This is a genomic window from Novipirellula rosea, from assembly GCF_039541335.1.
Taxonomy (GTDB): Bacteria; Planctomycetota; Planctomycetia; order Pirellulales; family Pirellulaceae; genus Novipirellula; species Novipirellula rosea.
The window spans coordinates 422,466-437,593 of record NZ_BAABGA010000006.1 but is presented as its reverse complement, the minus strand read 5'-3'; the positions used below and the strand labels follow the sequence as shown (position 1 = coordinate 437,593).

At 55.8% G+C, this 15,128-nt stretch carries 9 protein-coding genes; 4 read left to right on the top strand and 5 right to left on the bottom strand.

Annotated elements, in window-relative coordinates; translation table 11 throughout:
* Positions 1-535: 535 nt before the first annotated feature.
* The 3 genes from ABD971_RS02215 to ABD971_RS02205 are packed head-to-tail and all read right to left on the bottom strand — an operon-like array spanning position 536 to position 6,581.
* Positions 536-4,297 carry a DUF1553 domain-containing protein gene (locus tag ABD971_RS02215; RefSeq protein ID WP_345318967.1) on the bottom strand — a complete coding sequence of 1,254 codons (3,762 nt, stop codon included), beginning with the start codon at positions 4,295-4,297 and terminating at the stop codon, positions 536-538.
* Positions 4,294-6,060: a FecR domain-containing protein gene (locus ABD971_RS02210; protein WP_345318965.1), complete on the bottom strand. Its 1,767-nt coding sequence runs from the start codon at positions 6,058-6,060 to the stop codon at positions 4,294-4,296. Before ABD971_RS02210 ends, ABD971_RS02215 begins: the two co-directional genes overlap by 4 nt.
* The gene (locus ABD971_RS02205; protein WP_345318963.1) at positions 6,057-6,581 is read right to left on the bottom strand and encodes a sigma-70 family RNA polymerase sigma factor; all 525 of its coding nucleotides are present in this window, start codon (positions 6,579-6,581) and stop codon (positions 6,057-6,059) included. The genes ABD971_RS02210 and ABD971_RS02205 overlap by 4 nt, the downstream gene beginning before the upstream one ends.
* Positions 6,582-7,250: 669 nt before the next feature.
* Between ABD971_RS02205 and ABD971_RS02200 the strand changes: the two genes are divergently transcribed.
* Positions 7,251-7,922, top strand: coding sequence for a hypothetical protein (locus ABD971_RS02200; RefSeq protein WP_345318962.1), 672 nt, complete (start codon positions 7,251-7,253; stop codon positions 7,920-7,922).
* On the opposite strand, the gene ABD971_RS02195 is transcribed toward ABD971_RS02200, so the two are convergent.
* Positions 7,919-9,247 carry a DUF4832 domain-containing protein gene (locus ABD971_RS02195; protein ID WP_345318960.1) on the bottom strand — a complete coding sequence of 443 codons (1,329 nt, stop codon included), beginning with the start codon at positions 9,245-9,247 and terminating at the stop codon, positions 7,919-7,921. The genes ABD971_RS02200 and ABD971_RS02195 overlap by 4 nt on opposite strands.
* Before the next feature lie 205 nt (positions 9,248-9,452).
* Here ABD971_RS02195 and ABD971_RS02190 point away from each other — a divergent pair, with 205 nt between their 5' ends.
* Entirely contained in the window at positions 9,453-10,910 is a 1,458-nt protein-coding gene (locus tag ABD971_RS02190) for a sulfatase (RefSeq protein ID WP_345318958.1), read from the top strand.
* A gap of 476 nt (positions 10,911-11,386) precedes the next feature.
* Here the strand turns inward: ABD971_RS02190 and ABD971_RS02185 are convergent, their stop codons facing one another.
* Positions 11,387-12,130: a type 1 glutamine amidotransferase gene (locus ABD971_RS02185; RefSeq protein WP_345318956.1), complete on the bottom strand. Its 744-nt coding sequence runs from the start codon at positions 12,128-12,130 to the stop codon at positions 11,387-11,389.
* Positions 12,131-12,576: 446 nt separating this feature from the next.
* On the opposite strand from ABD971_RS02185, the gene ABD971_RS02180 reads away from it, so the two are divergent.
* A complete protein-coding gene (locus ABD971_RS02180) occupies positions 12,577-13,212 on the top strand; it encodes an RNA polymerase sigma factor (protein ID WP_345318954.1) in 636 nt (211 codons plus the stop codon).
* A 7-nt stretch (positions 13,213-13,219) separates the two neighbouring features.
* Positions 13,220-14,746, top strand: coding sequence for a serine/threonine-protein kinase (locus ABD971_RS02175; RefSeq protein ID WP_345318952.1), 1,527 nt, complete (start codon positions 13,220-13,222; stop codon positions 14,744-14,746).
* Positions 14,747-15,128 lie beyond the last annotated feature (382 nt).

Sequence of the window (15,128 nt, the reverse complement as noted above, 5' to 3'; positions counted from 1 at the left end):
TGAACTCGTGAGCCGACGGCGCTAGCCGCGGGCCTGATTTTGTGGTCAAAAAACGGTTTCGTTTGCTTATGGCAGTCGGTTGGCTTGGTAATCCGACGCGTCATTTTTGAAGTGCCGGAGGCACGTCAGCATGTAGCCTGGGGCGTAAGCCTGGACTGCTACGACTTTGCTATTGTCGTGATTTTTGGTTGCGTAACTTTTATGCCACCTCTCCACCAACTTCGTTGGGGGAGAGGTCCAGCGGAGCCTTCAGCAACGCTGGGGTGAGGGGGCTGACCGAGCAAACCAATGGCGACGCTATCGCCGTTTGCACCGGATCGCTCTCCGATAGCGCGGTCGCCCCCTCACCCGAGCAACGCCTTAAGGGCGTGCTCGACCTCTCCCCCGACTTCGTCGGTGGAGAGGTAACTGCAGTTTTCCTGGGGCTTACGCCCCAGGCTACATACTGTCGCCACTCCGTGGCTAAAAAACGCACTTCAACATTTCGCAGTGCATTAATAACTCGAAACTCTTGGCGAGTTTCGCTACGGATTTCCTACGGTGTGTAAACCCATTCGGGCGAATTCAGGACGGCCCACAGCATATCTTCCATGCGGAGACGCCAGTCATTGTTTAAGGCATTGGTTGCCGGGTCGCCGCGGCGAGCATCGGCTTCCTTTTGCACCGCCAGCGTATTAGCAGGGCCATCGACGTGGTTGGACCAGCTGACATAACGGACGGGCTCGCGTTTGCCGGGTGTCGGCCGGACTCGTTGCGATTCGGGGATCACGCGAGTGTCGTAGCCATCGGACAGGAATCGGACGTACCGTTCTTTTTCTTCGCTGGACGGCTTCCGCGTCAGCAGCCTGAGGAAAACACGATCGACAAGTTGTTCGACCGACTGATCCTCCAGTGCGAGCTGTGTGATTCCGTGTCGGTCACTGAGCCGCGTTAACCAGATACTCATCACGCCATTGGCGAGGATCGCTGGCTGCAGAATGTTCGATTCGGTGTCACGAATACTTTGCGGATCCTGGCGTGCCCCACGCCAGCCGAAGGTTTTCAAAACGCTGGTGACGGCGGTGATCCGTGGCAGTGACAAACTGGGGCGATCCCGTTCATTGGAACTCGAAGCAAGCATCCAACATCGTCGTGCTTTGCCTAACGTGATGGTGGTCGCGACCGCTCGAACGCTGTCGATGTCCAAACTGACTTCTTCCAGATCAAACGGAGTACCGGTCGCGTGGAAAACCGAATCGACAATCTGCTCGGCCGTCAATCGCCGCGGTGCCGGCGAGATAAACAGTGGACTGGTTTCGCGGAGCGTCGGATCGGTCGCACGTTGATACGCATGCGAATTCAGGATCAGTCGGCTGACGGCCTGCATGTCATAGCCGGACGCAACAAACTGATGCCCGAGCCAACGCAGCAATTCTGGATGCGAGGGACCGTCCTTTTCCCAATCGGACACACTGGCGACCAGACCACGTCCCATTAGTCGTTGCCAGACGCGGTTCACCATCACCTGGGCAAAGCGTTCGTTCTGCGGCGCGGTCACGAGGACCGCGAGTCGGTCTCGCGAGTTTTGTGGATCTTCCGCAAGTGCATCCGCGACCGATTCATCGCAGTAACGGGCGAACGGCCAGGCCGGTTGAACGACGGTTCCCGGTTTCAGTGTGACTTCGATCAGTGGCTTGCGGCCCGTGTGACTCAGCCGATCCATTGGCACGCTGCTGGATTCGGGCAGCTTGATTGGTTGCTGTTTCAACAGTGCGGCAAGCTGTAGCAAATCCTCCTGCAGCGAAACATGCGACGGGGCATCATGACAACGCGCGCATTTCATTTCGACTCCGAGAAATGCCGAACTGACAATGATCCCCTTGGCGGCCATCGGCAAGTCATTCTGCGTCGCGGTGGCAAAGCCAGCCGGGCCGCCATACCGCTCGCTGCCTTCCATGCGAATCAATTCCGTCACAAACAGGTCGGCGGGTTTGTTATCCAGCAGCGACTCGTACAGCCACCAGCGGAAAGGCCCGGTGTTGTTGAGCGTCGGGTTAAGGATGTTCGGGTTTTCGGCGAGCACGTCCAACCAATAACCCATCCAGTGATCGGCCCAGCGGGGATCGTCCAACAGCCGATCAATCACGTCGGCACGGCGCGTTTCTGGTTCATCATTGAGGAACGCCGTGATCTCGGATTCGGTCGGCGGCACACCAACGGTGTCGAGGGTCACACGCCTGAGAAAACGCAAGTCATCCGCGAGCGGAGTCGGCTGGAAATCGTCGACGTCGAACTGTGGCCATACAGCCCCCTCTTTGATCCAGCGCCGCAGCAAAGCGACCTCCTCGTCCGTCAACCGATCACCCTTAGGTGGCATCACAACATCTTCGTCCTCGGATGTGATCCGGTCCAACAATGCGCTCGCGTCGATGTCGCCGGGAACGATGGCGGGGCCGTCGTAGTCACCGCCGGCCAACACGGATGCGTGATCGTCCAGACGCAAATCGCCTTGAGCCTTGCCGCCCTGGTGACAGTCGTAGCAACGCGACTCCAGTAGAGGGCGAATCTGTTTGAAATAGTCGACGTCACCCGTGGCGGACTGGGTCGAGTCCCGTTTGACATCCACGATCCGCGCGGCAATGAAATGATCGATCGCATTGTGGGCGGGATAACCGGGGGCCAGCTCAGGCACGGTGACCTGGTCGGTGCCCGCCAACCACTCGGCGGCGGCGATGCGGCGACGGTTCCAGTAGTCGTGATTGGCAGCTCGACGTTCCGCACGGGCAGCAGCATTCATTTTGGTGAGCCTTTCACGACGCTCGGCTTCATACGCTTGCCAACCTTCGTCGGTGTAACGGACTTCGCGATCCCCAGGGGAGAGCAACGACCATGATTCGCTGCCTTCAAGGGAAACGGCAACGACGGTCTCACCAAGCTCGGGGCGGAAAGTGCTGCGACCGATGATGCCACCAACCAGCGTTTCCAAGATGACGAAATGCTCGCCACCGGAGGTTTCGAATTCACACCAGGCATCACGGTTTCCCGGCGGTGCAAAGCGAAAGTCGGGACCGAGATCGAGATACTTGTCCTGAACCGAAAGCGGCTCGTAGCCTCCGGGGTCGTGCGGTCGGGGCGGAGTCTCAAGCAATTTTTTGCCGTCGATGTACAGCCGACACATACCGCGGCCTCGGACCAAGATCCGGTGGTTACCTGCGGGTAGGGTCACAATCGCCGAGGCACGCAGGTGCGATGGGTTGGCGCGGTCGCCGCGGACACCGGTGGCAACGTATTTATGGGGAAGCTCGAACAGTCCGAACACGTCTTCGTGATAGTCCTCGGTGACCTGCGGGTCTTCCGGCCAGCCGTTGGCTTCGGGAACGCCGTCCTCGCTGATCTGCACCAGCACCTTGCCAGACGTCATCAATTGCCGCGTCACCGCTGGCGGCAGCGGGACAAACCGGTAACGCTCGGCGACGTCGGCGGGATCTAAGGGCGAGCGATAGATCGCGAGGTTGTCCAGCCAGCCTTGAAAGGACGAGCTTGCGCCGCGGGTAAAGCCAGTGCCGATGACGAGGTCGTCGGCGTCTTGGACGGGCGGCAGATCGGTTGCGCCGCTCTCGTCCCATTTGCCCGTGACCGGTTGGCCATCGATCCAGGCGTGTAAACTGTCGCCTTTGCCGAACGTGAACTCGAGCGCCACGTGATGCCAGCCAGCGCCCGGCACGGTGGCCTCACTCCACCAACGATGCCACGCGCGCTGCTTCGTCTGCGGATGCTCGCTGGTGAACAGCAATCCAACTTGGGCGCCGCCCCCCGATCCCTGGAACCGGATCGAATAATTTTGATTGTCGTCGCCAAAATCGTCACCATGTTTGGGGTGCCGCCCCTTGCCCAGCACGTAGGCGATTTGCCCTGCGCGGATGGACCTGAATTTCACCCAGGTTTCAAAAGCGAGGGTGTCGCCGTGTCCGAATCGAACGTTCGTGGCGCCGCCACGTTTGTGGTCCTTGATCTGAATCGCGCCCTCGTGCCCGCTAAAGGACATGGCCGTGTTGTTCGTCTCGAATCCCGGATACTTGGGCGGTCGTGGTCCATCGGCAAGGGTACCAGGTTTGCCCAGCCATATCCCTGATCGTGATTCGGTCCCGGCTTGCGATTCACCATCGAACCGCCACTGAATGACCGGTTCCACTGCCAAGGCCCGGCCGGCCGCCAACAAAATCAATACCGCGAGAGCGGTGACGACTTTCACGCGGACTCCGAGCGGATCAAGACTCCACGAGTCATTGACGCTAACTTTTTCTCGATAGAGACTCATTCTTTTGTATTCTCAACCTGATCCGAAGGCAGTCCAGCGATAAACACAGGGTCAACGATATGTAAGTCGTCCAACGCGTCCTGGAAAAACAAACCGTCAACGGCAGCACCGTCCGCATAACCCAGGTCCGACAGATCGATCCCCACGGCCAATGCGCTAAACCGCATCGAAGGCCGACGTCGATACACCTCGCCAGTCATTAGACCTTCGAGACAAGAGGGCGACTCGCGGAAAAAATAGGGCTCGAATAATGTTAGCTGTTGTGCTTCGCGCGACGTCATGGTGATGTCGTATTTGCGAATGGAAACAGACCGTAGCCCCTCGCTAAACTTCAACGGGCTGACGTGAAACGCATCCCCTTCGGGAGGATTGACGACAGACTGCAGTTCAAAGAACACGACATCGGGCCCGGGTCGATTGACGACCGGTTTGCGGAACTGAATCGCCAAACCAGGGGTGGTTTTACCTTCGACATTAGGACTTGCGAGCACGGGATCATCAGCTAGGGGTTTGAGCGAACCTCCTGGATTCAGCACTCCCGTGTACAGCAGCGTGTCGGTCTCTAAGCCCGCTAGTCGGTCGACGTCATTACCCACTTGGACGGACGTGCCGGCGATGTCCGTGCCACAGAAGTGGGTCACCTTAACGCGGATCATGTCGGCAACGGGGATGGTCACCTCGCGATGGTCACGCTGGACGGTCACGCTTTGCAGTTCCGAGATACCACCCTCTTCGGTTGGCTTTGCCAGGTAGCTGACAACGCGATCGGGTAGCGTTTTTCGATAGCTGCCGGAATCGAACTCGATTGACTGCGGCCGATCCCCGCTTTCATCGCTAAATCGGCGAGCCTGACGTTCGGCCAGCCGGACGGGATCGGCTGTGACCGTTTTCGTCGCCCGCACTTCGGCCAGCCCCTCGATGACCTGTACATCGGTCGCGCCGACGTCACTGACCGCAACAGAGAAACGCGTGCCCAGGTCAATGATCTCCGTCTGAGGCGTGACCACTTCGAAACCTTCGGCTCCCGGCGGTGCATGCACACTGCATTGCCCCATACTGACCAACAAGCGTTCTCGACCCGAAATTTCAACGATACTCGGTGCTTCCAGGATGACTTCCGCACCATCAGGAAACCGAAGCCCAATCATCCCGGCGGTGAGCGCGTACTCGTGATTAAACCGCAGCGGCTCGCCCACCGGTGGCAGAAACTCGCCAAACAACTCGGCACCGGCTGCCTGGGTCAGGATCACGTCACCGTGCTGGATTTTCTGATCGTTTGCATTTTGCTCCTGCTGTGACGTCGGCGAAGAGTTCACCATGACAGGAGTAGATCGCGTTACATAGAACGCCACCGCAATCAAACAAGTCGCCGCGAGCGACGCAAAGGTGATCATCCACGGCGCAAGACTCGATTCAGACGAATGATGGCCAGACGAATGATGGCCAGACGAACGATCGCCAGACGAGTGATCGAGCGTCCTGTTCGATTCGCGTTTCATTTCCGAGAATTCCACCAACGCGGATATCCAATCGGAATCTTGCTCGGATGACGTCGCATGTTCGCCAGCCGCCGAGGCAACGGCGATAGGCAACGCGGCCTGCAGATCCATGTACTGCAAATAGAACTCCCGATTGCCTGGATCATCGCGTAACAGGAACTCCAATTCCTCAGTATCAGCTTGATCGAGTCCTTCGTCGATATGCATCGAGAGCAGCGACTCGAGTCGACGGCGAGTTTTCGGGTCGGGTTGTTTGTTCGTCATTGACAATCACCCAATGCCAATTTTCCTTCGATGCAGTTCATTAACTGATGGCGTATTCGTTTCAGGTCTCGGAACAACGTGCGGCGACTTGTCCCCACTTGCTGGACGATCGTGTCGTGAGCAACCCCTTCAAGGTAACGCGATCGTACGAGTTTGTGGTCCGATTGCGGCAGCTGTTGGATGCATTGGTTCAGCAGCGTCACCCGGCGGTTCAGATCGGATTCTTGATTTTGCCGCTCTCGTGCCAACAGTTCGATGACATCGGCGCTGAGCAGCGGAATTTCCCGTGATTTTGATTCACGCCATTTCAGAACGTGGATGTAAGCGAATCGATAGGCCCACGGCAGGAACGGACGCGAATCATCAAAGCGATCAAATTTTTCGTAGAGCGCGAACGAGGTCTCTTGCAGCACATCACGAGCATCATGCGGGCTACCTACCAGTGAATGGATGTACCGGTATAGCTGGTCATGGTGCTCCGAGAGCAATTGGACCAGACGTTCAACTTTGGTTTGATTCACACGGAAGCTCGCAAAACACTCGGACAGTAAAAGCCCCAACTGGATCACCCAAACCGGCACCTCACCCATTAATTACGGATTCGATCGACTCAGTGCCATTAATCTGTCTCTAAACCGAAAAAAACATTTTGCCAAATAATCATTTTGTCAAAACCACGCATCCGGAAACCATGCAGAACCACTTATGGCAATGAAGGTCGGCAAAACGATTGACAGGCAAAATGATTAAAAACCAAGCTACCTCGATCCTGAAAATCATTTTGCCAAATAATCATTTTGCCAAATCCCCACACACGAAAATCACGCAAGCGTTACCTCATTTTTTAGCGCCCCCAATGTCTCAGGGGCAGCAAGGGATTAAAAAATGAGAGGTTAAAAAATCAGAGGCTCACGCGTCGCTGATCTATCGTCATGCTTGTGATTTTCTAACCTTTCATTTTCTAACCTTTTTTCTTTGGCAGCCGATCGTCTAGGACCTTAAAGCCCCCAATAATTACACGGAATTGACTTACCAGATCCGCATGGAAAGTAGTCATTACAATAGCAATCAGGATTTCATCGACTTCCAGCCGAAGTACACCGAGAATGGGATCACGGGTTTGAAAGGAAAGGACTCGCCCAAATCGAAAGCCATACGATGCTAACCTTAAAACGAGATCAAGTCAGACCATGAAAACTTTCCTCGCTGTTGCCACCGCACTCCTTATTGTTACCCCCTTTGTTTCGGCTGAAGAATTCGTCGATGATTTCTCGGATGCAGAACTCAATGGCCGAGTGGCGGAACGGGGCGAGTGGCAATTTCAAAATGGAATCGCCAGCTGCGTCGCCGATCCCGATCTCTACAAGCAGTTCAAGAACCACGGACCGATTCTGAAGTGGCCGCGTCAATTCAACGATGCCACGATCGAGTTCGAGATGAAGCCGACGAATTGCCAACGCGTTGTGTTCACGCTCAACGGTGACGGTCACATCTTCCGTGTCACACTCGCCGATGAAACCCCTGGCGCCCCTGCAGGTAGGTCAAAGGTTCCGACGCGGATCATCGTTTGGGCCAGGCAATCATCGAAGCAGAACAAGGGAGAGACGATCAAGCCGGAACAACTGCCGGATCTTCCAGCCATCAACGGGAAGTGGGTGAAGATGAAACTGGAGGTCAAGGGAAATCGGGCGACGCTAAGCATCGGCGACTTCCAAACCGAACTCAAGCACGCCGCACTCGCCCGTGACAAGAATAGGGTCATGCTAACCTTCGCCCATGGCGAGATCGCGGTCCGCAACTTCCGCATGACGTCATCGGTTAACGCAGCCGCAAAGCGAACACCCGCGGACGATGCAAGCTAAGGGACAACCGTCAACTCCGAGAGGATTGTCCATCCTGCGACCACCGGCAAATCGTTGGCAAATCGGATGGCCGGACGGTCTTGCCAAGGATCACGAATTCCAAGTCCCACACGGTACGTTCCCGCAGGAACTTCGAAAGCGAGTTTGATGTCTTCGGAAAACGATCCGGGTTTCCAACGACGGATATCCCAATGGGTCTGCTGAAGTGTGACCACCTTGCCCGACGCATCAAGTAGTGCCCACTGGACGGACCAGGGGTAATAAAACGGAGCGACTCCAAGGTTCTTGCCTTTGAGTATAAATTGAACCGACTGCTTCGCCTTCACTTGGACAGGATGAGCGAACTCGGTGATCTGAAATTCGTAGCCCATCTTTCGAACCAGTTCTTGGCTTCGTTTCAAAAACGTCTCGTCCTTCGACTTTTCGAGTGCCGGACAGTACGGACCCACCCAAGTGAAGTGCGACCGATTCGCCATCGTCAATGTGGTGCCGAAGTCTTTTCCGAGCCATTGGTTAGCCTTGTTTGGCACCATCTCGCCACCAACCACGGCAACTTGCCAATTATCGCTTCTGTTCGCCGTTCGCAGTCCTGCGAGAAAACTCCAGTCCTTTCCGTTGTCGGTATCTTGCGGAAACATGTCGTCGTGAAAACCGATCCACTTCTGCTGACCTGCGTAGCCTTTGGCGTATCGCACCATCAATGACTTGTCAGGAAATGCCTTGTTGTAGGCGTCAACGATTCGTCGTTCGGTATCCGGCGACGCGTAGAGTTTTTCCCGAGGCCATGTATGCCACTCGCCCCAGAAACCGAGTAAACCCAATTGAACAAAAGCGATTCGGGGATGTTGGTTGTATCGCTTTCCGAGCGCCGCGATCAAACGCTCCATGCCTGCGATCATCCGAGGGTCATCGTAGTCGGGCGACCTGCCGCCCCCATGATCGTCGTAGATCGTTTCTTTCACACCGGCGGTGCGTAGCCAATCGGGTAGTCCCGACGGCAGCGATGGGTAGTCCACGTAAACGCGAAAGAGGATGTGTTTCCCTTTTGCCGCCTGGACGTCCCAAGTCTTCTCCCATTCATCAAATTGAAAATCGCCCTGTACGGGTTCAAGTTCACGCCACGAGACGTACTGGAACACCATCGAATACGGTTGGTGAATCTTGCCAGCATCCGTATAGGGACACCATCCCTTGAGTGGATTGTCCAGCGGCCCGTCCATGATCGGTGGACGGATCACGATGTCGTCCGCCGCAACGTGCCCCATGGGCAACCATGAAATCGCGATCCCTAGATAAAGGCAGAGCAGCGATATAGACAATTTCATGCACTCTCTCATTTCCTGTTCGCCGAATTGTATTCTTTACGAAGTGGTATCATGTTATTCGAGTTCATTATCCCGGCGGTCATTAGCGGATCAACTTGATCTCTAATTTAGAGCGACTGATTTACGAAATTTCGAGCCATCGATGAAACACAATTCCAGACCGATCTTTTCCATTGTCCACCTTACACGACCGCGGTGCAAATCGGTGTTTCATGGGTGGCTGTCACGACGAGTCCGATTGCTATTGTGGGCGTTCTTTGTGTTCGCAACCTTGCACGCGTGCGGTCAATGCATTGCCACGGATCGTCCCAACATCATCATTCTGTTGGCGGATGACCTCGGGTATGGTGAGCTCCGTTGCCAGGGGAATCCGCAGATTCCCACACCGCATATCGATTCGATCGCGGCCAACGGCGTGCGGTTTACCGACGGCTATGTCGCTGGTCCAAACTGTAGTCCCTCACGGGCTGGATTACTGACGGGACGAATCCCGACTCGCTTCGGTTATGAGTTCAATCCCACTGGTGCGCTGAATGAACGACCGGGCTTCGGTCTGCCGGCTGCGGAAGTCACGATTGCTGAAACGCTTCAGAACTCGGGTTACACGACGGGGCTGATCGGCAAATGGCATCAAGGTGGCACTGCGGATTATCACCCTCTGCGGCATGGCTTTGACGAGTTCTTCGGTTTCACCCATGAGGGGCACTACTTCGTGCCGCCTCCGCATGAAGGTGTCACGACGATGCTCCGACGCAAGACACTGCCCGGCGGACTCACGGGCCGCTGGGTCGGAAACAAGGGACTCATCTATACCGATCACATGGGCGGCAACGAGCCGGACTACGATGCCAACAATCCCATCATTCGAGGCGGACAACCTGTTGCCGAAACCGAATACCTGACCGATGCACTGACACGCGAAGCCGTCGACTTCATCGACCGTCATGACGACAAGCCGTTCTTTCTGTATCTCGCCTACAATGCGGTCCACAGTCCACTGCAGGGCGCGGATGCCTACATGAAACGGTTCTCGCACATCAAAGACATCCATCGCCGCATCTTTGCAGCCATGCTGGCGAATATGGACGACAGCGTCGGCGCGGTGCTGAAGCAATTGAGAGCATCGGGACTGGAAGAGAACACGATCGTCTTTTTTCTGAGCGACAATGGAGGTCCGACTCGCGAACTGACCTCGAGCAATTTGCCGCTGCGAGGATCAAAGGGGCAAATGTACGAAGGTGGCCTGCGTGTGCCTTTCATGATGCAATGGAAAGGAACGGTTCCCTCCGGACAGATCTATGAGAAACCCGTCAGCTCGTTCGACATCTATGCCACTGCGGCGGCCAACAGTGAAGGGGTCACCGCACCGAAGCAGGTCGAGGGCGTCGATTTGATCCCTTTCGTCACCGGAAAGGACTCTGGTATTCCGCATGAAACCCTGTTCTGGCGTCAGGGCGGCAAGACAGCGATCCGTCACGGTGATTGGAAACTCGTTCGCATGGGAGGTCAAAAGTCAGCCGGCAAAGCAAAGTGGGAACTGTACGACCTAGCCAAAGATATCGCCGAAGAAACAAACCTGGCCGAATCCAATCCCGAACGGCTCACCGAACTGGTAAAGCTGTGGGAGAAATTGAACGGCGAGATGGTCGAGCCGCTATTTTGAACTGGATTGATTTGGTGCGACTTCGAACCTATCCGAAAATCGGTAGCGGAAGTCGCGCGTGACTTTCGATCAAGCCCTATCGGGCAACGCTGTGAAGCATTTTTCACAACCCGAATGCGTAAGTTTTGAAGTTGCGCGTTTGTATTTAGGGGCAAAGCCCCGGACGTTTACCTAGCCCAGCCCAACGGGCTAGGACCAAGAAAACCAATGAATTGTAGGGCCAACGGCCCGGCCGTTTACAGGGGCTTAATGAGGGCGGCTAGCAAATGGCCGGGCCTTTGGCCCTTAGGTTTCTTTGCATCTAAAACCTGGCCCGTTGGGCCAGGCTAGGCAAATTGCTGGGCCTTTGGCCCGGAGAACGTCTAAACGCGCAACTTCAAAACTTACGCGTTCGGGTTGTGATGACCTGGCAAAACACGACTCAGAAATGTTCCGCAGCGTTACCTAACGGGTCCGAAATTCTCACGCGAATTCCGCTACGTCCGAATCTTCTTCGGACGGCCTTCCTCACGTAAGTGCTTCATGAAACGGCCTAGCAATTGATCGGTTTCGGGGGTCTCTTTGAATTGTTCCACAAATGAATCGATGGGCTCGCCGCTGATCGACTGGACGTACTGTGGGTAAGCGTACAGCCGCTCGATCAATGCCGTGCGGTTGAGTTCAGGATGAAATTGCGTGCAGTAAATCGGTTTGCCCTCGATTCGAAACGCCTGATTCTCGGTTCGCTCACTCGATGCTAAACAGATCGCTCCGGGCGGCAAGCGGGTGACGCAATCCTGGTGTCCCATCGGTGCAAAAAAACGGTGGGGTAGTTGCCCGAAGATCGGATCTTCCCGACCGGCCTGAGTCAGATGAACTTCGATCGTGCCAAGTTCAGCCCGCTGCATGTCCGTGACCACCTCGCCGCCCAGCGCTCGGGCCATCGCTTGATGCCCCCAGCACGATGCGAATGTCGGTTTGTTCAGGTCACACAATTCACGCATCGCCTCGAGTGCCGGCAAAATCCAATCGCCTCCTTCGGCAACTGAATAGTCGCCGCTGCCGCCCAATAAAACCACGTCGACTTGATCTAGTTGTTCAGGCGTTGGCACGCCCGACAGCAGATCAAACACGCGGATCTGCTGTGCGGCACAGCCGAGTGCTCGAGCAAAGCAATCGACTTCCTGCGTCCGCATCGGATCATCGGCATTGCGAACCTGCAAGAGAAGAAACGTATCCATCGTCGATGAATCCAAAACCCAAAGTAAATCAGAGACCGCTGCTGAAACGGCTATCATACCATAGCGCCCCCAAACTCAGGAGCGGAGCACGTTTTCGGTGGGAGGGACTTTGCTAAAGCGAATCGAATTATTCTCGTTGGACTCTTTTCGATTGTGAGCTGACTCCTACTTTTGAACCTACTTTGGCTATGCGGACGACTCTGAATGAACACAGGGTGGGGCAAGTTCGCGAGGTGACTGGGTGGGTCGTCGCATGGTGAATCGACGTTCTAATTCGACGTAGCGATTCCCGGCGCGGCCGGAATTGGTAGATTACGGCAGGAGTTCGTCGGCTCCGACATTACGGATTCATCAGTTTTCGATATTTTTTAAGATCAAGTGCAATATCTGTGACGGACATCCGTGAGACTACTTAGACCGTCGATTTACCCTTCCGGGATTGCGTTTTGGATTTCGAATCCGCCACCTCTGAACCAACGACTCGCCCGAGCCTTCTGCTGCGTCTTCGTGATGCCAGTGATGAGAGGGCGTGGTCGGATTTTGCCGCCGTTTACGAGCCCGTGATCTATCGGACGGTCAAGCGGCGAGGGATGCAGGATGCTGACGCTCGCGAGATAGTGCAAGAAGTGTTGATGTCAGTTGCGGCGGCGATTGATCGGTTTGACATCAAAGGCAATGGATCGTTTCGCGGATGGCTAAACCGGATCACTCGCAACGCGACGATCGACCGATTGCGGACCGTGCAATCGCGACGCGAAATAATCGGCGGCAGCGGTGTGGCTCGAGTGATGGATACCGTGGTCTCGAACAATGACAACTTCCCCGGCAATGAACACGACTCCGCACTGTCGCACGCGTTTGATAACGAGCATCGGCAACAATTGTTTCGTTGGGCTGCGGGCAAGGTGCGATCACGAACGGGCGAAAACAACTGGATCGCGTTTTGGCGAACTGCCGTGGAAGACCAATCCATTGCCGATGTGGCCGCTCAATTGGGAATCTCCGAAGGCGCCGTCTATGTCGCGCGGTGCCGGATTCTAAAGCGTATCCGCGAACTCGTTGATCAACGGTTGAGTGATTGAGTGCACTATGATCGCAAAACAAGAACCCCATTACGAAATCGACAAACTGCGTGAACTGCTGGACGAGCGATTGCCGATCCCGGAAGCACGACGTGTCGAAAACCACCTCAGCGAATGCGAGCGCTGTCGGGGGAAATTGAAAGCGATCGCTGGCGAGCCAATGTGGTGGAACGAAACCGCAGCGGTGCTCGGTAACAGCACGTTCGTTGACCCTGCTGTCTCGCACGGACCGTACTCGGCGAGCGACTCGGGGATACAGCTAACTTCACTTGACGCGTCGTTGGATTGGATCCGGCCGTTGTTGCAACCGGTGTCGCAGCAACCCGCGTGTGGTGATGGCCAACTGCCTGCGATCGGACGTCTGGATCAATACTTCGTACAAGGCGTGATCGGGCAAGGTGGCATGGGCGTGGTGCTGCGTGGCATCGATCCTGAATTGAACCGCCCCGTGGCGATCAAAGTCCTCTCGCCCCATTTGGCCGGCGTCGGTGCGGCGCGGTCCCGATTTATGCGTGAAGCCCAAGCTGCCGCAGCGATCGTGCATCCGTCGATTGTGCCGATCTACAGCGTCGTTCCCACAGCACGTCTGCCGTATCTCGTGATGCCCGTCATCGGTGGCGGAAACTTGCAACAACGTCTCGATCGCGATGGACCATTGGAATTGACCGAGGTGCTGAGAATCGGGTTGCAGGTCGCCGAAGGTTTGGCGGCTGCACATAAAAACAGTGTGATTCATCGTGACATTAAGCCAGCAAACATCCTGGTCGAAGAAGGCAATGGACGCGTCCTGATTAGCGATTTTGGATTGGCGCGTGCCCTCGATGATGCCACCCTGACGAACAGCGGCATGATCGCAGGAACACCCCAATACATGAGCCCCGAACAATCGCGAGGTGAATCGTTGGATGCCCGCAGCGATTTGTTCAGCGTGGGCAGTTTGTTGTATGCACTCGCAACAGGACGACCACCGTTCCGTGCCGAGACGCCACTCGGTGTGTTGCGCAAGATCACCGAGACGTGTGCCAAACCGATCCAAGAGATCAACGAGCGGATGCCTCGTTGGTTCGACATCTTAGTAACACGATTCATGGAACCCGATCTTTCGCGTCGGATCGGGTCAGCCGATGATGCCGTCACGCTCCTTCGCGAGGCGAACGCGCACGTGCGGAACCCAACTGCTAACAAACTACCTCAATCGCTCATCGTTCAGCGTCGCAGGCCGTCTGTCGGGTTGACGTTGGCCGCAACGTGTTTGCTGGCTCTTGGTGCGGCGGTCGCTGTGTGGAGTAACGGCATCGTGGGACAGAATCGTACAGCCCCTTCGCAATCCGTGTCTAGAAATCTGCCAAAAACACAGCATACCGATTCGCCAATAGTTGCTGCAACGTTGTCGCCTGTCGGCGACGATTGGGATGCCGTCTATTTCAATGCGGAACTGAAATCGATTCAGCTCGTGTTGGATCAATTGGAATTGCAACTTCATGGTACAGTTACAACCATCGCCACCGACCAAGATTCAGGAGATCAGAAATGACGGATGACCCTCAAGCAGATTCAGCCAGCACAGAAACAAAACGTCAACAAAAGAGGCGATCTTGGTTCCTGTTGCTCGTGCTCATTGTCGTGACCCCAATCGCGGTCTGGACATGGGTGTCTCCTTATTCGACACAGGCTCAACACCGTAATCCACGCCCCAGCGATCCTCTCCCCCAACCTGCTGGCTTCGCTGCGGTGGCACGGGCGCCACTGCAATCGTCGCTGGAGCCGTATAACGGGAATTTCTCAGAACGAAATAACACGCGAGTCGGGACCGCATCTGTATCAACGTCGTCGTTGATGCCACAGAATCTGCGACAGGCGGCCTCCTACGCTAGCCCCTCCTTAGCGACGCAAGCAAACAACGACAGAAATGAAAC